This window comes from Cryobacterium sp. N21 (assembly GCF_002929575.1).
GTDB lineage: Bacteria > Actinomycetota > Actinomycetes > Actinomycetales > Microbacteriaceae > Cryobacterium > Cryobacterium flavum.
On record NZ_PJJQ01000030.1, the window covers coordinates 128,599 to 151,258 of the forward strand.

Sequence of the window (22,660 nt, forward strand, 5' to 3'; positions counted from 1 at the left end):
ACCGGGCGGCGGAGCTACGCCTCGAGCGCGCCTCCGGGCACGATCACGCGGTGCTCGTAGGCGTAGACAACGGCTTGGATGCGGTCGCGCAGCCCGAGCTTCATCAGCACCTTGGAGACGTGTGATTTCACCGTGGCCTCGCCGAGAAAGAGCTGCGCGGCAATTTCGGCGTTGGCCAGGCCCTGGGCCAGCAGCGCGAAGACCTCGGACTCGCGCTCGGTCAGCTCCTGCAGCTCGCTCGGCACCGCTGCAACCGGTGAAACGGATGCCCCACCCGGGTTCACGCATCGCTCAATCACGCGCCGGGTCACGTCGGGGGCCAGCAGGGCATCGCCGCGGGCGAGCACCTGAACGGCCTCGATCAGCGCCTCGGGCGTGGAATTCTTCAGGATGAAACCGCTCGCGCCGTGTTGCAGTGCGGCAAAAAGGTATTCCTCGCGGTCGAAGGTCGTGAGCATGAGCACCGCGGCGTGGATCGACGGGTCGTCGACGATGGACCGGGTGGCGGTGAGGCCGTCGACGCCGGGCATCTGCACGTCCATGCAGATGACGTCGGGCTGAAACGTTCGGGCCAAAACGAGAGCGGCGGCGCCGTCGGCGGCCTCGCCCACGACGAGAATGCCCGGCTCGGACTGCAGAATGATACGAAACCCAGCGCGTACGAGAGCCTGGTCGTCGACGAGCAGCACGCGGATGCCGGCCGGCTCGCTCATGCGTTCTCTCGTTTCATGAGCGGAAACCGGGCACGCACGAGGTAGCCGCCGCGCGGTCGTCCCCCGAGGTGCAGTTCGCCGCCGACGGCAGCTACCCGTTCGCACATGCCCCGCTGTCCGAGCCCGGTGGTCTCGGCGCTCGCGCCGCCGGGCAGCGCCGCGGCGAATTGTCGCCGCGGGCCGACGCCGTCGTCGGTGATCTCGAGCTCGACGGCATCCGTTTCGTAGCGCAAGCGGAGGTCGGTGCTGACGCCGGGGCCGGCGTGTTTGCGGGTGTTGGTCAGCGCTTCCTGGGCGATGCGATAGATGCTCAGGCCGATCGTGGCGGGAATCGCACGTTCATCGCCCACGATCGACAAGCGCACGGGAACGCCGGCGGTGCGGCTCTCGTCGGCAAGTTCGCCGAGCTGGGCGATGCCGCGCGTGCTGCTGCTCTGGCTGGTGAGTTCACTACCCGGCGCATCGTCGCCACGCAGGGCTCCGAGCATGGTGTGCAGTTCATCGACCGCGCTGCGCGCGCTCTGTTCGATGATGGTGAGCGCGTCGGCCGCCTGCCCGGGGTCACTCGAGAGGATGCGCCGGGCCGCGCCGGCCTGCACGCCCATGACCGACACGTGGTGGGCGACGACGTCGTGCAACTCGCGGGCTATGCGCACCCGTTCCAGGGTGATGGCCTGGGTGGCCGTGCGCTCGCGCTCGGCTACGAGCTCCGCGGTGCTGCTTTTCAGGGCGGCGCCGTTGCGCGCGGAAATCCACGCGGATTCGCCGAAATACCAGGCCGCACCGAAATAGACCAGATTGATCAAGACCTGCAGAACGCCGAACGCCGCGTAGGGGGAGAAGAAGCCGTCGCGCGAGAGGTCGGGCATCATGGTGAGCTGGTTGGCCTGCACGATCAGTTGCGCGAACAGCCAGATGAACATGCCGGCCACGATCGCGACCCGCACCCACTTGGCGGCGATGCGGTGGCGGCTCCAGGCACCGACCGAATAGAGAGCAATATAGAGGCAGATATTGGAGAACAGCATGTCGCTGGCTTCGAGCATGGCGCCGGCGGCGAAAACCACCGAGGCCGTCAGAGCCACGACTTCGGGCCAGCGACGACGCAGCGCGAGCGGCAGGGTGATGAGTGCGACCCACAACGCCACGATCCACACCGGGGAGTCACTGAAGACGCCGGAGGTACGGGTGAGCGACACGCTCACGGCGGTCGCGGCGGCCAGAACCAGCGCGACCCACAGGTCCTTACGCAGGCTCGGCCCGCTGGGGGTGGGCCTCCGCCACTCGTCGCTGAGGGGGGAGTCTGTGGTGCTCATGACTACACGCTAGCGGGATCCTCCGACGCAAGCAGCACCCGGCTGCCATTAGCGGATGCCGCCGCCTCGTCCCACAAACCGCTCACGCGGGTAGCCAGCTCGGTCTCGAGCCCGTCCAGCGAACGCACGACGAAAATCACGGCCGCGGCCGTGTCGCCGGCTTTCGTAAATCCTTGACCGACCGCGCGCACCCAGGTCTCGGCCGCGGACTTCGCGGCCGCATAGTTTGCGCCGCCAGCTAGAGGCCGGTCGACGGACACGCTCGAGACAATGGCGAGCCGCCCGGCCGACGAGGCCAGCAGATCGGCATTGAAAGCCCGCGTGGTATTGCGCAGCGTGGTGACCACGTGCGAGTGCAGAAAATCCCAGTCCTCATCGGTCTGGCCAGCGAGCCCGCCGCCGCCGCGCCAGCCGCCGACGAGGTGGATGAGACCGTCGATGGGGGAGACCTGGGCCGCCAGAGCGGTCACTGCGGCAAAATCCGTCAGGTCGCACTCATACAACGCGGCGTCCGGCGCGACGTCGAGCACCGACTGGAGTCGTGCTCGAGCGGAGCCGACGGCAATCACGTGCGCGCCGGCATCCGCTAGTGAGCGCGCGACGGCCGAGCTGGCGCTCATCAGCCGACCGCGCTGCCGGTGATGCCGGCCGTGGATTCGATGACCGTGCGCATCTTCTTCTCGAGCGCTTCGAAGAACATCGACAGCGGAAATTCGTCGTCGAGAACCTGGTCGGTGTAGCCCTTCGGTGCGCCGGCGAGCACGTCGAGCGGCAGTCCGCGGGCCCAGGTCGACGCGGGGTTGGGCGTGAGGGTCTTCGAGATCATCTCGTAGGCCGCGAGCCAGTGTGCCTTCTTCGGCCGGTCGATCGACGCCCAGTACAGCTCGTCGATCTGCGCTCCGAGTGCAATGACCACCTCGGGCACGGCATCCCAGTCAAAGCTGAGGCGGGTGTCGGTCCAGTGCAGCACACCGTGCTGGTGCATCCAAGCGAACAATAACTGACCGCCGAGGCCGTCATAGTTGCGCACCCGGTTACCGGTGATGGCGAACCGAAAGATGCGGTCGAAGATGACCGCGTACTGCACCAGCTTCGCGTGCCGACGCGCCTCGGGGCTTGCCAGCTCACTGCCTTCGATCGTGACCGATTCACGAAACGCGGTCAGGTCGCAGCGCAACTCCTCGAGCGAATACAAAAAGAACGGCATGCGCTGCTTGATCATGAACGGGTCGAACGGCAGATCCCCGCGCATGTGCGTGCGGTCGTGGATGAGGTCCCACATCACGAAGGTTTCTTCAGTAAGGTGCTGGTCGCCCAGTAGCGCGGCGGCGTCGGCGGGTAGCTCGAGCCGGGTGATTTCGGCGGCCGCACGCACAACCCGGCGAAAACGGGCGGCTTCACGGTCGGCGAAGATCGCCCCCCAGGTGAACGTCGGAATTTCGCGCATGGCGACCGTCTCGGGAAACAGCACGGCTGAGTTGGTGTCATAGCCAGGGGTGAAGTCAAAAAAACGAATCGGCACGAACAGCTTGTTCGTGTAGCCGGCTTCGAGTTCGCCGACGAATTCCGGCCAGATGACCTCGATCAGCACGGCTTCAACCAGGCGGTTGGCGCTGCCGTTCTGCGTGTACATCGGGAACACCACGAGGTGGCGCAGCCCGTTCACGCGGTGCTGCTGCGGTTGAAAGGCCATCAGGGAGTCGTAGAAGTCGGGCACGCCGAATTCCTCCGACACCCAGCGATCGAAGTCGGTGACCAGGGCTGCTAGGTACGCGGCGTCGTGCGCAAAGTGCGGCGCGAGGTCGGTGATGGCTGCGGTGATGCGCGAAACGGATGCTGCGGCATCCGTGTGCCGTTCGGCGTCGGTGATCGACCCGTTCTGCGACTGCACACCCTGCAGTGCCGTCGCGGCTGCCTTGAGGCTGAGCCAGGAGGGGTGCTTGGCGAGGGTGTCTTCGAGAACCTCGGGCTCTCCGACCAGAGCGTTAGCTACGTGTGTTTTTTCAACAGATATCGACATGGGAACCTCCGATTCGAGTGTGTGCCGCGGTTGCGGCGGGCGTGCGCGCCAAAAAGACACACCTTCAGAATATCGGGCGCCGCGCGGCGTTTTCTTGCGATTTCTTGCAACGAACAACGTGCCTGGCCGGGTTTTCGCGCTGAGAATCGCCGCATTGGCCCCGTTCGCGCACTTCTTACCGGAGTGGCGGTACACAACTGCGGAGATTGCTCGCCGTCGTCGTGCACCGCACCCTTCGATACGCGCTCTGTGCAGCAGGCACGCCCGCACCGATTGAGAATCTCCGCAGTTCTGCACGAGCACCGCATGACTGGACTGCTGATTCTGGTTGCCCAATTCAAGCGGGCGAGCAAGCCCGCCTCCCGCGACGATGCGGCCCGCACGCGTTTGGCCGAGGAACGACAAGCAGCCGCTGATGCACAAAGCCGTCGGCTGGATGCTGCGCGAGGTCGGCAAGCGCATCGACCGAAACCTGCTGCTCGCATTTCTCGACCAGCACACCGCGCAGATGCCGCGCACGGCCCTGAGTTACGCCACCGAGCACCTCCGCCCCGAGCAGCGCGCCGCCTACCGCGCCGCCCGATAGAGGCTATTCGCCGATCAGCCGCAGGCCGTTGTACCAGCAGACGGCGCGCAGCCAGTCGTCGTCGAGCCGCGGTTCCCGGTCGCGCAGGCGTTCGAGGGACTCGAGCTGGTGCGCATACGGGTACGGAATGTTGGGAAAGTCGCTGCCGAGCACCACCCGGTCGGGCAGGTCGGCCAGCCGTGGAAGCAGGGCCGGGTCGAACGGTGCGAACTGCTCGAAGAAATCGGTGAAGACCATGGTGGTGTCCAGGTGCACCCACGGGTAGCGTTCGGCGAGATCGAGAAACTCGCCGTATTCCGGGGCGCCGAGATGGGCGACGACGGCCGTCAACAGCGGATGCCGCGCCAAAACTCCCGCAAGCTTGTCCGGCCCGGTGATCCCCGGCCGGGACACCGGCCCGCTGCCGACGTGGATCACGACCGGAATCCCGGCATCGGCGAGCAGCCCCCAGACCGGGTCGAGCCGGGGCTCGCGCAGGTCGAATCCCCCGATCTGGGCGTGAATCTTGAACACCCGAGCGCCGCGATCGAGGGCGGACTGCACCTGCTCGAGCACGCCCTCCTCCGGGTAGAACGTGGCGCTCGGCACGCAATCAGCGTGCTCCGCTGCCAGTTCGAGGGAGAAATCGGTCAGGGAAGCCGCCATTCCCGGGCGATGCGCGTAGGACAGCGCGGTGAAGCGCCGCACGCCCAGGCGCCGCATCGTCGCCAGGCGCGAATCCTGATCGTCGCGGTAGTGGATCGGCCACTCGTGGCCGATCAGCGGTTCGATCTCGTCGAAGTGCGCCCAGACGCGCCGCAGCATCCGCTCTGGCAGAAAATGGGTGTGCAGGTCGACCAGTCCGGGCAGGCCGAGGCCGCGCCACCAGGCCGGTACCTCGTTGTCGGTGAGCATCATTGCTTCAGGGCGGGCATGACCTCGCGCTCGAACAGTTCGATGCCGGAACGGTCGTAGGCCGCCTCGGGAAAATAGTGGATTGCGTAGCCGAGGCCGCGCTTCTTCATGGCGGTCAGACGCTCAACGACCTGTTCCGGCGTGCCAACGCCCTGCGCCTTGCCGCTTCGATACTCGGCCATGAACTTCTCGGCTCCCTCGGCACCGAGATAGGGGGCCACCCGGGCCTCGATCGCGTTCAGCCGTTCGGCAACTTCGGCCTCGGTCGCGCCGATCACGGTGTTGTAGTTCGCCGAGCGCACGATGCGCCCAAAGTCGGTTCCCTGAGCCACGCAGTGCTCGGCCAGGAGCGCGCTCTTCTGCGAAAAGCCGTCCGGTGAGCCGTCGAAGTTGGTGTAATCGGCGTACTGCGCGGCGATGCGAAGGGTGACTTTTTCGCCGCCGCCGGCGATCCAGATGGGAAGACCACCGGCTTGCAACGGAAGCGGCCGAAAGATCGCGCCATCCATTTGATAGTGCACACCGTCGAGGGTCGCCGTGCCCGTGGTCCAGGCCTGCTTCATGATCTGCACACCCTCGTCGAGCCGAGCGAGGCGCTCGCCTGGACCGGGAAACCCGTAGCCGTAGGCGCGCCACTCATGCTCATACCAGCCGGCCCCAATGCCCATCTCGATGCGGCCGCCGGAGATGATGTCGGCGGTCGAGGCGACCTTGGCCAGGTAGCCGGGGTTGCGGTAGCTCATGCAGGTGCACATCTGCCCGAGGCGCACCCGTTTCGTGGTCGCAGCGAAAGCGGAGATGAGCGACCAGGCCTCGTGGGTGGCCTGCTCGCTCGGCACCGGAACGGTGTGAAAGTGGTCGTACACCCAGATCGACTCCCAGGCGCCCGCATCAGCGTGCGCGGCCAGGCCGCTCATGGTGGCCCACTGCGCCGCCGGTTCGATTCCGACCAGATCGTGTCGCCAGCCCTGGGGTACAAAGAGTCCAAATCGCATGGATTCAGCCTAGACGGGCCTGCTGGCCTGACGTGAAACGATACGATTTAGCCAGTGGTGCTTGCGCCGCCAGGGAACCTCGATATATACGACCCACGTGACAACGGATGGCGGTGGCAGTGCACGCGCTCGACTTCGCCGGCATCATGAGCGAGATTCTCACACTCGTCGGCCTCATCATCGGTGCAGTCCTCTATATCGTCGGGCTGTCTGTGCGCGGCATCAGTGGCCGCTGGACGCGCACGACCGCCGTGATCGCAGCGTGGGGAACAACAGCGTCGGGAACAGCACAGGCGGGGCCGGCCACGGTCATCCGCTGGTTTGATAACGACGGCGATGTGCACGAGCGTTCAGCCGACACCCAGGAGACGCACCACCTGGCGCCCGGAGATGACGTACGCGTTTGGTTTCGCAATCGCCAGCCCGAGAAGTGCCGCACGCACGACCCCGACCTCGACGGCAAGGGTCTGCGCCTGATCGGCCTGGTGCTGCTCGGCATCGGTGTTCTCGCCGGTGTGGCCGGCATCGTGCTGATGTTCGTCTGAGGCCCACAAACGCGAATGGGCGTTTCCCAGGGCTGCTAACTACGCCCAGGACGATCGTGTGCAGCAAAGCGGATGCTGGCCCGAGATGCGCGCGCATTCTCGGTAGGCGGTGAAGGACTATACGGGGACGCGTGATGGAATCATTGGGGGCGGGGGCGGCAATGCCTCGGTTCCTGTTGACCGCTGACGAGTTGCACCTCGTGCAGGACCACGTGCCCACCCTGCGGTTACCCCCGCGATTCCGTCAGGAATGGGCCAGCGATCGTGACCCGGCCGAGTCCGCGGAGCGGGCGCAGGCGGCGATCGCCGGCTGCCGGTCAGACCGGCGAAACGGATGCCGCGCGCGGCTTGGCCCATCCGCTCGCCACCGCGGTCACCGCGATGGTCACGAGCGCGCCCAGCAGCAGGGCCGCTGCCTCCCCGGGGGCGAGCACGCGCAACTGGGTGCCGATCGTTGCCGCTGCGATCGGAATGCCGAGCTGGGCCGCCGACAGCAGTCCGAACGACAGGGGGAGTCCGAGCACGCGGGTGGTCGCGTGGGTGAGCAGGGTGGCGACACCGAGCACGAGGCCGAGCACGATCATCTCCGGGTGGTCCGCGAGGTCGCGCAGCGCGAGCGAGGCGCCGAGCCAGACGAAGAACAGCGGCCCGAAGAATCCGTCGGCGAGGGCGAACAGCTGGCGGGCCAGTCGGCGCGGTTCGCCGACCGCAGCGACGGCGAGGCCGAAAGCGAAGCCGGCGAGCATGACCGAGACGTGGCTGAACACGGCCACGGCCGACAGGGCGAACAGAATGGCCAGCTGGATGCGCAGCTCGAGAGCGAACTTGCGATTGGCCGACAGCTTGTGCAGCTTTACGCGAGAGCCGTTGCGTTCGAGCCTGGCCAACACAATGTAGATGACCACGGCCAGAAGCGCGACAGCGGCAGCGCCGAGGGCGGCGCGGCCGGCATTGGGCGGGTCGATGGCCAGCGGCAGGGCCACGATCGCTGCGATGTCGGCGATCGCGACTTGCGCGGTCAGCTCGAGCATCGATCGGCCGCGCAGCCCCAGCGAGTGAATGAGCGGCAGCACGAGCGCGGCGGACGAGGAGGCGAGCAACACTATATAAAGGGGTGCATGCTGGGTTCCGAAGACCATCGCGATCGCCACGCCGAGGGCGGTCGCCGAGACGGTCACGAGAATTGCCCTTACCAGGCCGGTGGCGAGGGCGGCGCGAATCGCACCGGCGCGAACGGGCACGTGCGTGCCGGCCACGAACATGATTAACGCGAATCCGACATCCGCTAGAAGAGTCAGCGTAGGGTCGGTCGCGTCGATGAGGCCGAAACCCGTGCGGCCGACGATCACGCCGGCGGCGAGCTGGCCGATCACGACGGGAATGTTCCAGCGGCGCGGTGTAGCCAAAAGCGGCCCGAGCAGGGCGACCACGGAGATGATCGCGAGGGTCCGAAAGTCCATACGCACCTCCCCACGGTCTGCCGCAATCGCGCGCTGCATCGAGCGTAGTCCCGCCAAGCCGCCGCAGGCGGCATGATGGGAGTATGAGTCGAACCGTCGCCGGAGCCCGCGTGCTGATTACCGGAGCAGCCATGGGAATGGGCCGCCTGTATGCCGAGCGCGCTGTCGCCGAGGGGGCGAAAGCGCTCATTCTCTGGGATCGCGACGGTGCCGCGCTCGCGGCGACCACCGCCATCCTGAACGATCGGTCTAACGGGCGCACGACGATCGCGCCCTACGTTGTCGATATCGCCGATCTGGGGGCCATCGCGCAGACGGCGCAGCGGGTGCGCACCGAGGTCGGCGACCCCGACGTGGTCATCAACAACGCCGGCATCGTGCGCGGCAAGTATTTCTGGGAGCACGACAACGGCGCCGACACCCGCCCGACGATGCAGATCAATGCGCTCGCGCCCATGTACATCGCCCGCGAGTTTCTGCCGGCGATGATTGCGAGCGGATACCGCGAATCACGCATTGTAAACATCGCGTCGGCCGCCGGCACCCTCAGCACCCCCCGCATGAGTGTCTATGCCGCCTCGAAAGCGGCCCTGATCGGCTGGAGCGATTCGCTGCGGCTCGAACTAGTGCAGCAGGGCCACGGGCAGGTCAAGGTGACCACGGTGTGCCCGAGCTACATCGACACCGGCATGTTCACGGGGGCGCGCGGGCCGTTGCTCACCCCACTGATGACGCCGGGATACGTGGTGGATCGGGTCTGGCGGGCGATGCTCGCCGGCAAGCCGCAGCTGTTACTGCCGTGGACGGTGAATCTGTCGAAGGTGCTCCGCGGCGTGTTGCCGCTGACCGCGTGGGACGCCGTCGCCGGCCGTGTTTTCGGCGTTTACCGGTCAATGGATCGCTGGGTCGGCCACGGATAACGTTCTGCGGCGCCGCCGGGGTGACAGAATCAAGGCAGACAAGCGCTCGCGGCGGGCCGACCGGTTCGCGGCCAGCACACCATCCGACGTCGCATCAGCGTTGACGTGAGCCGAAACAATCGGGGACACCATCACTACCACGCACCATCACCACACGCCGGATTCTCTGCTCAAAGTCCTTGGAAATCGAGATGCGCTCGCTCTCGGCTTCGGAGCCATGATCGGCTTCGGCTGGGTCGTGCTGACCGGCGGCTGGATCAACGACGCCGGCACGCTGGGTGCCGTCACGGCCATGATCGCCGGCGGCATCATCATGGGCATCGTCGGCCTCACCTACGCCGAGCTGACCGCGGCCATGCCCAAGGCCGGCGGCGAACACAACTTTTTGCTGCGAGCCATGGGGCCGCGCTGGTCGTTCGTCGGATCCTGGGCAATCACCGGCGGCTACGTCACCATCGTGGCGTTCGAAGCCGTGGCACTGCCACGCACGGCCGGGTACCTCTTTCCCGACCTGAGTCAGATTCCGCTCTGGCAGATCGCCGGCGAGCAGGTGTATTTGACCTGGGCGCTGGTGGGAGCGGTGGCCGCCGTCGTGATCACGGGCATCAACATCCGTGGTGTGAAACTGGCCGGTGTCGTGCAGACCTTCGTCGTATTGTTCCTGCTGATCGTCGGCGCGATGCTCGTGCTCGGGTCGTTCACCGGTGGTTCGACCGTGCACATGGAACCGTTTTTCACGGGCGGCATGGGCGGATTCTTCGCCGTGCTCGTCGTGGTGCCGTTTCTCTTCGTGGGTTTCGATGTCATTCCGCAGTCGGCCGAAGAGGTCAATGTGGCGCCGCGACAGATCGGCAAGCTTGTCGTCGTCGCTGTGATTCTTGCGACTATCTGGTACGTCATGATCGTACTCACCACCTCGTCGTCGATGCCGGCTGCCGCCATCGGCCAGGCCGATATCGCCACAGCGGATGCTATGGGCGCCTTGTTCGGCAGCGATGTCATGGCGAAGGTGCTCATCGCCGGCGGAATCGCCGGAATTCTCACTTCGTGGAACTCCCTGCTGCTCGGCGCTTCACGCCTGATGTTCTCCATGGCGCGTTCGGGCATGCTGCCGGCCTGGTTTGGCAGGCTGCACCCCAAGTTTCGTACCCCCACCAACGCGCTCTCCTTCATCGGTGCCCTGTCGTTTGTGGCGCCGTTCTTCGGCACGCAGATGCTCGGCTGGCTCGTGGATTCCGGTGCCCCGAGCATCGTCATGGCCTACATTCTGGTGGCCGTCGCCTTCGTGGTGCTGCGCCGCTGCGAACCGAAAATGGACCGCCCGCTGCGCGTGGGCGGCAAGGGTAATGGCGGAGTCGTGATCGGCGTCGCCGCTGCCGCCCTGTGCTTGGGCCTGCTCAGCCTGTATATGCCCGGGATGCCGGCGGCGCTGTCGTTCGAGCCTTGGGTGTTATTCGGGCTGTGGTGGGTCGGCGGCGTCTTCTTCTACCTGCGCATTCCGGCCGGAATCGCGCCCGGTCACGACGCCGAGGAGCGCCTGCTGGAGCGCCTGGGCGCGCGCCGCTCCTGACTCGGGTCGCCCGGTTCGGGTGTGGGAGAACCGGGCAGCGGTTTGTTTCTGCCCGGAGCAGGAGAGGAAGAGGGATCAGAGACTGTTGGTCGCGAGCCAGCTGATCAGTACGCGCTGAAACTCCAGCGGATGCTCGACGCTCGGCAGGTGCGCGGTGTCGCGGAACGTGCATCCGCTGGCCTGCGGCAGCATCTCCAACAAGAACTCGTACTGCGCCAGCGATGACGTGACGTCGAGCTCACCCACAGTGACCAGCGCGGGAACGTCGATGTCACTCACCCGGTCGAGCGCCGGCGGCTCCAACGGAATCAGGATCGGCGCTTCCGTGGCGTGGATGACGTTGCGCAGATTCAGTTCCTGCGCGAGGACCAGAAAAGCGGGATCTACGTCGGCCGCCTTGCGCGTGGGTCCAACCGCCCACAGCGCAACCTCGAGCCGCGCCAGCCGCGGCCACTGGCGGGCTTCGAAGGCCGCATCCAGCTTGTCGAACAGGGCATCTTCCTTCTCGGTGAGTTCCACATCGGGAAACCCGCTGGGCCCTGACCCGATCGTCACGATGCCCGCGACTCGCTCGGGCGTCGCCACGGCGAAGTCGATCGCGATCGTGCCTCCGCGTGAGCAGCCGATCAGGGTGGCGCGAGCGACGCCGAGATGATCGAGCAGCGCCGTGGCATCCGCTCGGTTGGAGAATTCCACATTCTCGGCCGTGGTCTGACCGAAACCACGGGTGTCGAAGCGGATGACGTAGTGGTGCGCTGCGAGGGCGGCTACCTGCGGATCCCACATGCGCAGGGTCGCGATGCCCGCGTGAATCAGCAGCAGGGCTGGCGAGGCGGGGTCTCCCTGAGTCTCGTAGTAGAGGGAAGCGCCAGGAACGTCGAGTCGGGGCATGCTTGGATCGTAGCAACGTCGATCGCACGACCGAAAGGGCCGCGCGGGAGATCAGCTGAGTGAACCCGTAGGCTCAACTAAATGGGCGGTGTTCTGGTCGGGTTTTCGATTATCGGATTTGTGATCCTGATCGGGTACTTCGCCGAGCGATTCAGTCTGGTCGGGGCGGGCGCCGGCCGGGTGCTCAACCGCATGGCGTACTTCGTCGCGACCCCCGCGCTGCTGTTCACCGTGCTCTCGCACGCTGACGTCTCGGTGCTGTTCTCCGAGTTTCTGGCCGCCATCGTCTGCACGGTCCTCGTGGGCGCTTTGCTCTATGTGGTGGCGTCCCGCTTGTTCTTTCGCACTCCGTTGGCCGAGACGGTGCTGGGTGCGTCGAGCGCGACCTACATCAATGTCAACAACATCGGATTGCCGGTGGCCATCTATGTGCTCGGCAGTGCCCAGTATGTGGCGCCAGTGGTGCTGCTGCAGCTGGTGATTCTGGCCCCGACCATTCTGGCGATTCTCGACCTGGCCACCCACGGCCGGGCATCCCTGCGATCGATCCTCACCCAACCGTTTCGCAATCCGATGATTCTCGCCTCACTCGCCGGTGTGGTCGTTGCGGTGTCCGGCATCACCCTGCCGGACCCGGTACTGGCACCGTTCGAGCTCATCGGCGGAGCAGCCATTCCCATGGTCTTGCTCTCGTTCGGCATGTCCCTGCACGGCCAGCGCCTGCTGCAGGCAGGCACCGGCCGCAAACAGGTCGTCGTGGCCACGGTGATCAAGGTCGTACTGGCACCGATCATCGCGTACCTGTTCGGTCATTTCGTGTTCGATCTCGACGGCGCCCAGCTGTTCGCGGTCGTCGCCGTGTCGGCCCTGCCGACCGCGCAGAACATTTTTAACTTCGCCTCGCGTTACGACCGGGCGATCGTCGTCACCCGCGACACCGTGTTACTCACGACGATCCTCTCAATGCCGGCATTGATCGTCGTCGCGGCCCTGCTGGCGTGACTGCGCTTTAGCGCGACTGGTCCACAACGGGATTCTGCAGAACACCGATCCCCGGGATGCGACACTCCGCGACATCCCCCGGCCGAACCTGCACCGCACCGGGCGTTCCGGTCGAAATGATATCGCCGGGATAGAGCGGCATGACCTTGCTGTGAAAGCTGATGAGGAAAGCCGGGTCGTAGCGCATGTTTGAAACGGTGTTACTGCGATGAACGGCACCGTTGATGACCGTTGACACCGTGACGTCGGCCAAAGAATCGTAGGACTCAAACACTTCTGACAACGGAACGATGCCCGGCCCGAAGGAGAAGAACCCGGGAAAGTTCTTCGACCGCGTCAGAAACCGGGGATTTCTCTGCAGGATATCTTCGGCCGTCTGGTCGAGGAGCGGAACCACGCCGGCCACATAGCCCAACGCATCGTCCGGTTCAACGTTGCGGCAGTATCGTCCGATCACGATGCCCAGTTCGGCCTCAGCGGTGGTGCGGATGCTTTGCCAGGGGATCGGGATGTTCTCGCCCGGACCGATGATGGTGTGGTCGCCCTTGATGAACGAGGCTGGCTCGTCCGGTACGCCCTCGGCGAGATCCGACGCATGTTCCACATAGTTCAATCCGATGCCCCACAACATGCGGGGGTGCCGATACGGCGCACCGAACGTCACGGAATCCGTCGGGCGAAAGATCGAAGCGTCAGCGGCGAGAGCTGCCGCCTCGATCGCATCCGCTGTGCCCGCAGTCAGGACCTCAAGCACGTCGCCCGTGAAGCCCGGCAGGAGATCGCGAATCAGCGCTGCTCCGCGGTCAGGAAGGATGACGGCGGCGATTTCAAACGAACCTTCACGAACAGTACAGAGACGCATGGGCAGCCTTTCACGTAGCGCGAAATGTGGTCTACAGGGTGAAGCGGGGGGCGACCAACACGCTTGGTCACCCCGCGGATCAGGCCGTGGCGCTGTGTGAGACTGCCGGTTCGGCTGTCTCGGCGGCCCGACGCCGACGCCCGATCAGGTGCACGACGATTCCCAGCACGATCATGCCGACCCCGATGGCCATGGGGAGGAGGGACAGGGTGACGAGCGGCAAGGCACCGCCACCGATCAGGAGCCGCTCCGGCAACTTCGCCGGGCCCCAGAGCCAGCCGCCGGTTGCGACAGCGAGAGCGGCGACAGCCAGCAGGGAAGTCACAGTCGCCAGCACGATTGACCAGACCCCACCCTGCAGGAGCAGGCCGATCCCGGCCTCGGACAGCACGAATACGAATGGCACCAGGAAGGCCGTGAGGGTGTACTTCCAGGTCAGCCACATCGTCGTGATGGGTTTGCCACCGGTAATAGCGGATGCTGCGAACGGCGACAGCGCCGTCGGCGGGGACACCTCGCTGAGCACCGAGTAGTAGAAGATGAACATGGCCGCGGCGAATGCCGGCACACCGACGTCCTGCAGGGCCGGACCGATGATGACCCAGGAGATGATGAAGCTCGCCGTGACCGGAACGGCCAGGCCGAGCAGGGTGACCGCGACAGCGGAGAGGATGGCCGTCAGCAGCAGGTTGCCGCCGGCGGCGGACACGATGATGCCCGCCAGCTTCAGCCCGAGGCCGGTGAGAGTGAGCACGCCGACGATGAGGCCGGCCGCGGCCATCACGGGGATGATCGACATGGCGCCGGCGGCTCCCGTGGCCAAGGCGTCCCAGATTCGACGTGGCGTCATCCACGACGAGCGATCAAAGAAGCTCAGCACGAGGGCAAGCACCGTGGCGTAGACAACGGCGCGGAACGGCGTCATCCCGAACGACATGAACACCACGATCGCAGCGAGCGAACTGAAGTGGTAGCCGAACCGCAGCAGGAGCTTGCCGATCGGCTTCACCTCCATCTTCACGTCGGTCGTCTTGAAGCGGCGCGAGTCCATTTCAATGGAGAGGATGAGTCCGAAGTAGTACAGGATCGTCGGAATGATGGCCCAGATCAGCACCTGCAGGTAAGAGACGCCGAGCAGAGCAGCGATGATGAAGGCCGCAGCACCCATCATCGGCGGAGCCATGATCGCGCCGATACCGGCAGCCGCGAGTAGGGCGCCGCCGTGCTCGCGCGGGTAGCCGGCACGGCGCAGCAGTGGCCAGGAGATTCCACCGAGGGTCACCGTGGTGGCAACGCCGGAACCGGAAACTGTGCCGAGCAGGAAGCCGGCCAGGGTGACAGTGCGACCAGGGCCTGCAGCGGATCGTCCAAAGGCTGCGAACGAGAGATCGATGAAAAATTTGCTCGCCCCGGAACCGGTCAGGACGGCGCCGTACAGGGTGAACAGAATCACGAAGGTGGCCGCCACATTGGTGGGAACGCCGAACAATCCCTGGGTGCCCATAATGTTGTGACCGACGAGGCGGGACCAGTCGAACGATGAGGTGCCGAACACGCCCGGAATATAGGAACCCCAATGGGCGTAGGCGAAGAAGACAATGACGGCAATGGGGATCATCAGACCCACGGTGCGGCGCGCGGCTTCGAGAGTCACCAGAATGGCGAGCGTGCCCATGATGACGTCGAGGTCGGTGGGAATGATCGCCCGACGAAAGAATGCGTCCCAGTCGGAGATGATGTACGCAAAGGGCACAACCGCGACCACGGCGAGTAACCAGTCCGCGACGCGGGGGTTGTCTTTCGCGCCCGGGGCCTTGGCCTTGTTCTTGCTGCCCCAACCACGGTAGGCGAGAAAGGTGGCCGACAGGGCGAGCATCAGGAATGCGGGGAGGTAGAACTGCGAGGCCATCGGGTTGAAAACCCAGTACAGACCGAACAGGGAAAGAGCGACCCCCATGATCTTGACCACGAGCTGGGGAACACCGCTGAGCTTGCGCGCGGGTATTTCAGCATCGAACTCCGCGAGTAGCGCTTCCTCATCGATTTTGGGATCGGCCTCGTCGAGCAGGTCCGATGCGGTGCCGCCCGGTGCGCTCGGCGGTGATTTGGTGTTGACGGCTGCGCTGCCGCCCGTTTCCTGGGTCATGGTGTCTCCTCGATCTCAAGTACTAGGTAGGGGGCGGCATCGTCGACAAGCTGCCAGAGTGCGTAGGGCGACGACCCGGGAATGTGAATGGTTCGTTCGCCGAGGTCGGTTGCCGCGATCGAGAGCGCCTCGAACACGGCCGGATGCCTGGGGTCCGGCTCGACGACATAGGCGCGTCGGTCGCCGGGCGATGCGCGGCGCGGAGCGTCGGGCACGGCGTAATACTCTTCGATCACGGCCAGCTGATCGGCCGCTATTTCGACCAGTTCGTATTTTCCGTCGGCGGCAACGACGTAGCGTTCCTCAGCCATGGTCTGGTAGATCGAATTGCGATAGCTGACGGAGAACGAGTCTCCGTTCAGCGGAAGGCTGGCCAGCACGTCGCCGTCCTGGTCACGGACCACGATCATCCGTTCGCCGCCCCCGTCGGCGCTGGCGCCGACCGGCCCGAAGGCGGTGACGAGGCCGAAAGCGCCGACGGTGAGTGTGACGAGCGCCGCCGCGATGGCAACGGCTGGCTTGCGCATCGCGGTTTAGCTGGCCTGGTCGAAGTACGTCTGGGCGCCCGCGCAGGTGGTGATGTAGGGAACGTTACCGGCCGTCGCGGCGTCCAGTTCCTCGGCTGCCGGATGCACCTGAATCAAGGCTTCCTTATTGTCGAAGATGGCTGCCGTGATCTGCTCCTGCAGGGTCTCGTCCATGTCATTGCTGGCGACCAGCAGGTTCGGCGAGACGATCACCGACACGGCTTCGGTCTGGCCCTCGTAAGTGTTGGCCGGGATGTCCTGTTCGACGTAGTAGGCACCGAATTCGGTGGCGAGAGCATCGGCGTATTCGCCGAAGTTCACCAGCACCATGTCGCCGGTGCTGGCATAGTCGACCAGCGCACCGGTGGGGAGGCCGCCAGACCAGAAGCCGGCGTCAATCGTGCCGTCGCGCAGTGCGTCGGCGGTCTCGGCGGCGCCGAGCTGGCGGCGGTCGATGTCGGTCTCTACGTTGATGCCGGCGGCTTCGAGAATGCGGACGGCGCCGACTTCGGTGGCCGAGGACGGGGATCCGACGGAGACGCGCAAGCCCTTCATGTCTTCAACGCTTTCAATGCCGGTGCCGGACGAGGTGACCAGCTGCATGTAGTTGTTGTAGAGGTTACCGAGCGAGCAGATGTCGGCAGGATTGTCCGCGAAGGAACCGACACCATCCACGGCATCGGAGACCACATCGCCCACCACGAGGGCCAAGTCGGCCGCGCCTGTCTGGATCAGAAGCAGATTGTCGACGGATGCGTTCGTTTCCTGGACGGTGGCGCTATACCCCTCGATGTCGTTGCCGATCATTGTGGCGATACCGCCACCCAGCGGGTAGTACACACCGCCGGTGCCCCCGGCCGCAATGGACAGGGCGGTGGAGCCGCCGGCCGCGCCGCCGCCGTCACTGCAGGCGGTGAGAAAGAGGGCCGGTACCGCGAGAGCGGCAATGGCAATGCGTACTGTGCGTCGTTGCGGGATTGAACGAGAGCGGATGGTCATGAGCTGTGTGCTCCAAACTTCATTGGTTCGAGCGGGCTTGGGAATGTGATCATCCCTCTGTACATTTATACATTCGTCGTACCATCTACGTCAACAAACCCGAATTATCGGCATGTAATTCCTCAACATTGACAGGATTGTCTAAATTTCGTACAGTCGGGATCAATGCAGTTAGTGCGAACCCAATCAATTCGATGGACAGGAACCCAATGAAGCTGGCCATCATCGGTTGTGGCGAGGTCGGACGGCTCTATGCTGCCGCCGCGGCAGCGGCATTCGACGTGGTGCTGTGCGATTCGTTCCCCTCATCGCAAGCCCGGGAATGCGCCCGGCACCTCGACGTCGAGTTGAAGGAAACCATTGGCGAGTGGCTCGGCGAGGTAGATCGGGTCTGGGCCTGCGTGCCCGGCGATGTCGCAGACAGCGCGGCCGAAGCCGCCCTGCCTTTTCTTCGTGCCGACACGGTCTACGTCGATCTGAGTACCGCGACCACCGCGGGCAAGAAAGAAATGGGCCAGCGGATGTCCGCCAGGAACGTCGCGTATGTCGACGCCGCGATCATGGGCGCCATCGCACTCACCGGGTTGCAGACCCCGATCCTGCTCGCCGGGCCTCGAGCGGAAACCGCGCTGGCCGATTTCGCGACGATTCAGGCCCCGGCCCGTGCACTCGCCGATGGTGAGCCGGGCGATGCCATGACGTTGAAGCTTTTGCGCACGGTGCTCACCAAGGGGCTGGAAGCACTCGGAGTGGAATGCCTGATCGCGGCCGAGAGCCAGGGTGTTCGGGACGAGCTGTACCTGGTTCTCGAAGACATCAACCAGGCCGGATTCACGCAATTTCTCAACGCCATCGTGCGCACGCACGTGATGCACGCCGAGCGGCGATCCCATGAGGTTCATCGGGCCATCGACCAGCTGAATGACATCGGCCTGCCGGGAACGGTACTCGCCGGCACCTCAGGGCGTTACGAGCAAACGATTCGTTCCCTGCGCGAGAACCCGGCACCTCCGGGCACGGCAGATCACATTGACTCAGCGGTAGCTTGGCTGCTCGAATCCACGCTCGCGCGCAACGAGAACTGACCGCCGGCACGTCAACGAAAGGATCACCATGGACCTAGGAATCGGAACGAAAACGGCACTCGTGCTGGGTGCCGGCGGTGGCCTGGGAGGAGCCATCGCCCGCGCCCTGGCCGCCGAGGGCGTTTCTGTCGCTGTCGCCAGCAGAACCCTGGCGGGGGCCGCTGCCACCGTCAGCGCCATCACCGACGCCGGAGGCCGAGCCGAAGCCTTCGCCTGGGACCTCGCCGATCTGGTCGAGATGGACCGACAGGTCAGCCTGATTGAACAGCGCCTGGGCGGAATCGACATCCTCATCAATATGACCGGCGGACCCAAACCAACGCCGGTCAGCGGAGTACCCGCCGCAGAGTGGACCAGCTACTTCCAATCGATGGTCCTTCCGGTGATCGCACTGACCGATCGAGTGCTTCCCGGAATGCGCGAACGACAGTGGGGTCGCATCATCACGAACACGAGTTCGGGAGTGATCGCCCCCATCCCGAATCTGGGATTGTCGAATGCCCTGCGGTCGACCCTGGTCGGGTGGTCAAAGACCCTGGCACGCGAAGTCGGTGGCGATGGCATCACCGCGAACACCGTGCTGCCCGGCCGCATCCTTACTGGCCGCATCGCCTTTCTCGACGAAGCGAAGGCGACACGCGAGAATCGTGCGGTGGCCGACGTGACCGCCGAGAGCGAAGCCGCTATTCCGCTCGGCCGCTACGGCACCCCCGATGAGTACGGCAAAACGGTCGCGTTCCTGGCCAGCGAGGCGGCTTCCTACATCACCGGGTCGACCATTCGTATTGATGGAGGATTGATCGCCAGTGTCTGAGCGGATGACTGCGCACACGGCTAGCACGATGGCGAAGGTGGGAGCATTTTCGCGTTCTACCGCCGGGGTCTACGCCATCGCCCCCACCCCCTTCCTCGAGGACGGGGCGGTGGACTACGTCTCGCTCGACCGCCTGATCGAGTTCTACAACGAGTCTGGTGTCGATGGGCTGACCGTTCTGGGACAGCTCGGCGAAGCACCGAAGCTCTCGGCCGAGGAAGCCGTGCGGATCGCCACGCGGTTCGTGGAACGCACGACCTTTCCCATCATCGTCGGAGCGTCCGCACCGGGCTTTGCGGCGATGCAGGCCCTAACGGCGGCCGTGATGGATGCCGGAGCGGCGGGCGTCATGATTGCCCCACCCGTTTCGCTGCGCACCGACGATCAAATCGTGGGTTACTACGCGGGTGCCAGTGCGGCCATCGGCGCCGAAACACCGTTCGTTATCCAGGATTACCCGCTGACCTTCTCGGTGGTGATGACGCCCCAGGTGATTCGACGGATTGCCCTCGAGAACGACAACGCCCTCATGCTCAAGCACGAGGATTGGCCGGGGCTCGAGAAGATCACCACCCTGCGCGGCTATGAAGCTGACGGCAGCATGCCTCGGCTGTCGATCCTCTGCGGCAATGGCGGCCTCTTTCTGGACTTCGAAACGGAACGTGGTGCCGACGGCGCCATGACCGGCTATTGCTTTCCGGAAATGCTCGTCGACACGGTGGCGTTGGCCGCTGCGGGGAACCGCGACGCGGCCCACGACCTGTTCGACGCCCACCTGCCGCTAATTCGTTACGAGCAGCAGCCGGGAATCGGTCTGGCGGTTCGCAAGTACGTCTTCGCGCGCCGTGGTGTTCTCGCTTCCGCAGCCCAACGGTCACCGTCCGGCCGAATGACAGAAACAACCAAGGCCGAGGTTGATTACCTGCTGGAACGTTTGTCGCACCATGACCCCCGGGCGAAAATGTCGCGAGAACACTGACGCTAAGCTACAGCTGCTGTACAGCAGCCGAGTCAACTGAGAACGGGAAGAACAATGGCAGGTGCAGACGACAGCGTTTACGCGGTGGTGCGGGGCCGCATCGTGTCGGGTGCCTATCCACCAGGCCAGCACCTGCTCGAGTCCGTTCTCACCGCTGAGCTCGGCGTCAGCCGTTCTCCCGTGCGTGCGGCCTTGCGCCGGTTGACCGAGGAAAGTCTGGTCATCACGGAACCCCATCGGGGTGCTTTCGTGGCGCAGCTGACCCGCTCGGACATCGACGAAGTCTTTGACCTGCGACAAAATTTGGAGTCCAAAGCGGCGGGGCTGGCCGCGCTCATCCGCTCGGACGATGAAGCCGATGCGTTGTTTGAATCGGTGCGGGCGATGGAGGCGATCATTGAAGCGCGGTCGCCGAGCTATCGCGCGGAACTCCTGACGAACAACCAGGAGTTCCACGATCTCATTCTGGCGGCGGCCAGAGCCCCCCGACTGGTTCAGATCGTGCGCACGCTCACGGCGTCGTCACTGTCGCTGGGTACCTTCTATTACTACTCCGACGAGGATATCGCCCGCAGCGTGGCGTTTCACCGTGATCTCGCCGTCGCCATCCTGAAACAGCACCCCGAGGTGGCGGCCGCGCTCATGGCTGCCCACCTCGGCATCGCCCATCACGCTTTCGTCGACCGCAGATTCGGCGACGCGCGCGCCTAGCGCCGTTCAACGGGAAGGGGCTAACCGTGGTCTTCGCCGTCGATCCGGCCCGTGACGCCGGTGTCCACCATTGTGCGGGTCGCATCGGCTGACCCGTAGGTCCAGAGGATGCGCATGGGGTTGACCAGCGACGCATTGCGAAAGTGATGCGGAATATCGGCGGGAACAAAGGTGGTGTCGAAGGTCGACAACCGTGTGTCAACGCCGTCGATGTTCACGACTGCTTCACCCTGAACGACGACCACGCTCTCGATACAGTTGTGGCTGTGGTGGCCGATCGCTGCCCCAGGTTCGAAGGTCGTCAGGCCATTGAGAAAAGTGTCTGCGCCAATCGCTTTGGTGACGAGAGCAACAGTGGATGCGCCGTTGCCGCGATCCCGCGCCGGCAGGGCGGCCGGAACCAGAATGCGCGGCAGCACCACGCGCGTCGGCTCGGTCATCGTAGGGCTGCCAATTCATCGGCAACAGCCCGGCCGATTTCCAGCCCGGCCGTCGCGGCGGGGGATGGCGCATTCAGCACGTGAATTTGCCGGGGGGCGCGTTCAAAGTAGAAATCGTCGACCAGGCTGCCGTCTCGTCGCATGGCCTGAGCGCGTACTCCGGCGTGGGTGGGCACCAGACTGTCGTCGGCCAGTGCGGGAACGAGCTCGCGCAGGCTCGCCAGAAAGCGCTTCTGCGACAGGGAACGGGCGACCTCATCGAGTCCGTTTCGCCAGAACTTCTTGCCCAACTTCCACAAACCTGGCCATCTGGCGCTTTCCCAGGTATCCCGGGGGTTGATCTGAAGCCAGGTATAGCCTTCGCGGGCGAGGGCGAAGACGGCATTGGGTCCGGCGTGAACGCCCCCCTTGACCATTTTGGTCAGGTGCACTCCGAGGAACGGAAACGCCGGGTTCGGCACCGGATAGATGAGGCCGTTCACCAGGTGCGTCGACTCGGGCGTGAGCTCAAAGTATTCGCCCCGAAACGGAATGATCCGCACGTCGGGTTTCAGGCCGGCCAGACTGGCGACCCGGTCGCTGTGCAGTCCGGCGCAGTTCACGAACTCGTCGGCGCGATATTCCGCCACTTTCGTGGTGACCGTCACCGCGTCCGGATGGGTCGTCACGCCGACGATCTTCTGGTCGAAGAGAACTTCACCGCCGCCCTGCTCGATCAGCCGACGCAGTGCGGCGCACACGCCGCGATAGTCCACGATGCCGGTGGATGGCACCTTCAACGCGGCCACGGCGTTGACGTGAGGCTCAACCTCGCGCGCCTCGGACGCGCTGACGATGCTGCAGCCCACTCCGTTGGCCTGGCCGCGTTCGTAGAGTCGTTCCAACGCTGGTATCTGAGACGCACTCGTGGCGACAACGAGTTTTCCGCAGATATCAATGGCGACTCCGTTGTCTTTCGCGAAGCGCTCCATTGAAATGGCCCCGGCCTGGCCCAGCGTCGCCTTCAGGCTTCCGGGGGTGTAGTACAGGCCGGAGTGGATGACGCCGGAATTGTTGCCGGTCTGGTGCGCCGCAACGCCGCGTTCCTTCTCCAGCACGGTCACGCGGTGGCCTCGGCGCGTGAGCTCGTACGCGGTGGAAAGTCCGACGATGCCCGCTCCGGCGACGATGACGTGAGTCTTCATT

Annotated in this window: 23 protein-coding genes; 9 read left to right on the forward strand and 14 right to left on the reverse strand. The window is 64.9% G+C overall.

Annotation, left to right across the window (positions count from 1 at the left end):
* Nucleotides 1–14: 14 nt before the first annotated feature.
* From CXY77_RS06580 to CXY77_RS06595, 4 genes are read right to left on the reverse strand one after another with little or no spacing between them, the layout of a single operon-like run.
* Complete coding sequence (locus tag CXY77_RS06580) at nucleotides 15–713, reverse strand: response regulator transcription factor (protein WP_092338234.1); 699 nt, start codon at nucleotides 711–713, stop codon at nucleotides 15–17.
* Nucleotides 710–2,029, reverse strand: coding sequence for a sensor histidine kinase (locus tag CXY77_RS06585; protein ID WP_104129846.1), 1,320 nt, complete (start codon nucleotides 2,027–2,029; stop codon nucleotides 710–712). Before CXY77_RS06585 ends, CXY77_RS06580 begins: the two co-directional genes overlap by 4 nt.
* Nucleotides 2,030–2,031: 2 nt before the next feature.
* A complete protein-coding gene (locus tag CXY77_RS06590; protein ID WP_104129847.1) occupies nucleotides 2,032–2,649 on the reverse strand; it encodes an SDR family NAD(P)-dependent oxidoreductase in 618 nt (205 codons plus the stop codon).
* The gene (locus tag CXY77_RS06595) at nucleotides 2,649–4,049 is read right to left on the reverse strand and encodes a DUF6421 family protein (protein ID WP_104129848.1); all 1,401 of its coding nucleotides are present in this window, start codon (nucleotides 4,047–4,049) and stop codon (nucleotides 2,649–2,651) included. Before CXY77_RS06595 ends, CXY77_RS06590 begins: the two co-directional genes overlap by 1 nt.
* A 370-nt stretch (nucleotides 4,050–4,419) precedes the next feature.
* Between CXY77_RS06595 and CXY77_RS06600 the strand changes: the two genes are divergently transcribed.
* Nucleotides 4,420–4,635: a DNA alkylation repair protein gene (locus CXY77_RS06600; protein WP_104129849.1), complete on the forward strand. Its 216-nt coding sequence runs from the start codon at nucleotides 4,420–4,422 to the stop codon at nucleotides 4,633–4,635.
* Nucleotides 4,636–4,638: 3 nt separating this feature from the next.
* On the opposite strand, the gene CXY77_RS06605 is transcribed toward CXY77_RS06600, so the two are convergent.
* Together CXY77_RS06605 and CXY77_RS06610 are read right to left on the reverse strand one after the other, a co-directional pair.
* Nucleotides 4,639–5,532, reverse strand: coding sequence for an amidohydrolase family protein (locus CXY77_RS06605; protein ID WP_233197274.1), 894 nt, complete (start codon nucleotides 5,530–5,532; stop codon nucleotides 4,639–4,641).
* On the reverse strand, nucleotides 5,529–6,524 hold the full coding sequence (locus CXY77_RS06610) for an LLM class F420-dependent oxidoreductase (protein ID WP_092338227.1): 996 nt from the start codon (nucleotides 6,522–6,524) through the stop codon (nucleotides 5,529–5,531). The genes CXY77_RS06605 and CXY77_RS06610 overlap by 4 nt, the downstream gene beginning before the upstream one ends.
* Nucleotides 6,525–6,637: 113 nt before the next feature.
* On the opposite strand from CXY77_RS06610, the gene CXY77_RS06615 reads away from it, so the two are divergent.
* The gene (locus CXY77_RS06615; protein WP_233197275.1) at nucleotides 6,638–7,069 is read left to right on the forward strand and encodes a DUF3592 domain-containing protein; all 432 of its coding nucleotides are present in this window, start codon (nucleotides 6,638–6,640) and stop codon (nucleotides 7,067–7,069) included.
* Between the two features lie 317 nt (nucleotides 7,070–7,386).
* On the opposite strand, the gene CXY77_RS06620 is transcribed toward CXY77_RS06615, so the two are convergent.
* Nucleotides 7,387–8,529, reverse strand: a complete 1,143-nt coding sequence (locus CXY77_RS06620; protein ID WP_092338223.1) for a cation:proton antiporter — start codon at nucleotides 8,527–8,529, stop codon at nucleotides 7,387–7,389.
* Between the two features lie 83 nt (nucleotides 8,530–8,612).
* On the opposite strand from CXY77_RS06620, the gene CXY77_RS06625 reads away from it, so the two are divergent.
* Nucleotides 8,613–9,449, forward strand: coding sequence for an SDR family NAD(P)-dependent oxidoreductase (locus tag CXY77_RS06625; RefSeq protein ID WP_104090040.1), 837 nt, complete (start codon nucleotides 8,613–8,615; stop codon nucleotides 9,447–9,449).
* A 166-nt stretch (nucleotides 9,450–9,615) separates the two neighbouring features.
* Nucleotides 9,616–11,019: an APC family permease gene (locus tag CXY77_RS06630; protein WP_255409993.1), complete on the forward strand. Its 1,404-nt coding sequence runs from the start codon at nucleotides 9,616–9,618 to the stop codon at nucleotides 11,017–11,019.
* Between the two features lie 75 nt (nucleotides 11,020–11,094).
* On the opposite strand, the gene CXY77_RS06635 is transcribed toward CXY77_RS06630, so the two are convergent.
* Entirely contained in the window at nucleotides 11,095–11,910 is an 816-nt protein-coding gene (locus tag CXY77_RS06635) for an alpha/beta fold hydrolase (protein ID WP_104129850.1), read from the reverse strand.
* Between the two features lie 81 nt (nucleotides 11,911–11,991).
* Between CXY77_RS06635 and CXY77_RS06640 the strand changes: the two genes are divergently transcribed.
* Nucleotides 11,992–12,912 carry an AEC family transporter gene (locus CXY77_RS06640; protein WP_092338217.1) on the forward strand — a complete coding sequence of 307 codons (921 nt, stop codon included), beginning with the start codon at nucleotides 11,992–11,994 and terminating at the stop codon, nucleotides 12,910–12,912.
* A 7-nt stretch (nucleotides 12,913–12,919) separates the two neighbouring features.
* On the opposite strand, the gene CXY77_RS06645 is transcribed toward CXY77_RS06640, so the two are convergent.
* From CXY77_RS06645 to CXY77_RS06660, 4 genes are all read right to left on the reverse strand, one after another.
* The gene (locus CXY77_RS06645) at nucleotides 12,920–13,774 is read right to left on the reverse strand and encodes a fumarylacetoacetate hydrolase family protein (protein ID WP_104090044.1); all 855 of its coding nucleotides are present in this window, start codon (nucleotides 13,772–13,774) and stop codon (nucleotides 12,920–12,922) included.
* 79 nt (nucleotides 13,775–13,853) lie between these two features.
* Nucleotides 13,854–15,920: a TRAP transporter fused permease subunit gene (locus CXY77_RS06650; protein ID WP_104090045.1), complete on the reverse strand. Its 2,067-nt coding sequence runs from the start codon at nucleotides 15,918–15,920 to the stop codon at nucleotides 13,854–13,856.
* Nucleotides 15,917–16,447 (reverse strand): hypothetical protein, encoded by a 531-nt coding sequence (locus CXY77_RS06655; RefSeq protein WP_092338211.1) that lies wholly within the window; start codon nucleotides 16,445–16,447, stop codon nucleotides 15,917–15,919. Before CXY77_RS06655 ends, CXY77_RS06650 begins: the two co-directional genes overlap by 4 nt.
* A 6-nt stretch (nucleotides 16,448–16,453) precedes the next feature.
* On the reverse strand, nucleotides 16,454–17,446 hold the full coding sequence (locus CXY77_RS06660) for a TAXI family TRAP transporter solute-binding subunit (RefSeq protein ID WP_092338209.1): 993 nt from the start codon (nucleotides 17,444–17,446) through the stop codon (nucleotides 16,454–16,456).
* Between the two features lie 194 nt (nucleotides 17,447–17,640).
* On the opposite strand from CXY77_RS06660, the gene CXY77_RS06665 reads away from it, so the two are divergent.
* Genes CXY77_RS06665 through CXY77_RS06680 form a run of 4 tightly spaced genes read left to right on the forward strand, consistent with a single transcriptional unit; the run spans nucleotide 17,641 to nucleotide 21,035 of the window.
* Entirely contained in the window at nucleotides 17,641–18,531 is an 891-nt protein-coding gene (locus tag CXY77_RS06665) for an NAD(P)-binding domain-containing protein (protein ID WP_199181895.1), read from the forward strand.
* Nucleotides 18,532–18,559: 28 nt separating this feature from the next.
* Nucleotides 18,560–19,345: an SDR family oxidoreductase gene (locus tag CXY77_RS06670; RefSeq protein WP_104090049.1), complete on the forward strand. Its 786-nt coding sequence runs from the start codon at nucleotides 18,560–18,562 to the stop codon at nucleotides 19,343–19,345.
* A gap of 4 nt (nucleotides 19,346–19,349) precedes the next feature.
* Nucleotides 19,350–20,324, forward strand: a complete 975-nt coding sequence (locus CXY77_RS06675; protein WP_199181896.1) for a dihydrodipicolinate synthase family protein — start codon at nucleotides 19,350–19,352, stop codon at nucleotides 20,322–20,324.
* Nucleotides 20,325–20,378: 54 nt separating this feature from the next.
* Nucleotides 20,379–21,035 (forward strand): GntR family transcriptional regulator, encoded by a 657-nt coding sequence (locus CXY77_RS06680; RefSeq protein WP_092338203.1) that lies wholly within the window; start codon nucleotides 20,379–20,381, stop codon nucleotides 21,033–21,035.
* A gap of 20 nt (nucleotides 21,036–21,055) precedes the next feature.
* On the opposite strand, the gene CXY77_RS06685 is transcribed toward CXY77_RS06680, so the two are convergent.
* A complete protein-coding gene (locus CXY77_RS06685; protein WP_104090053.1) occupies nucleotides 21,056–21,475 on the reverse strand; it encodes a cupin domain-containing protein in 420 nt (139 codons plus the stop codon).
* The gene (gene lhgO, locus CXY77_RS06690; protein ID WP_104129851.1) at nucleotides 21,472–22,659 is read right to left on the reverse strand and encodes an L-2-hydroxyglutarate oxidase; all 1,188 of its coding nucleotides are present in this window, start codon (nucleotides 22,657–22,659) and stop codon (nucleotides 21,472–21,474) included. Before lhgO ends, CXY77_RS06685 begins: the two co-directional genes overlap by 4 nt.
* Nucleotide 22,660: the final 1 nt, after the last annotated feature.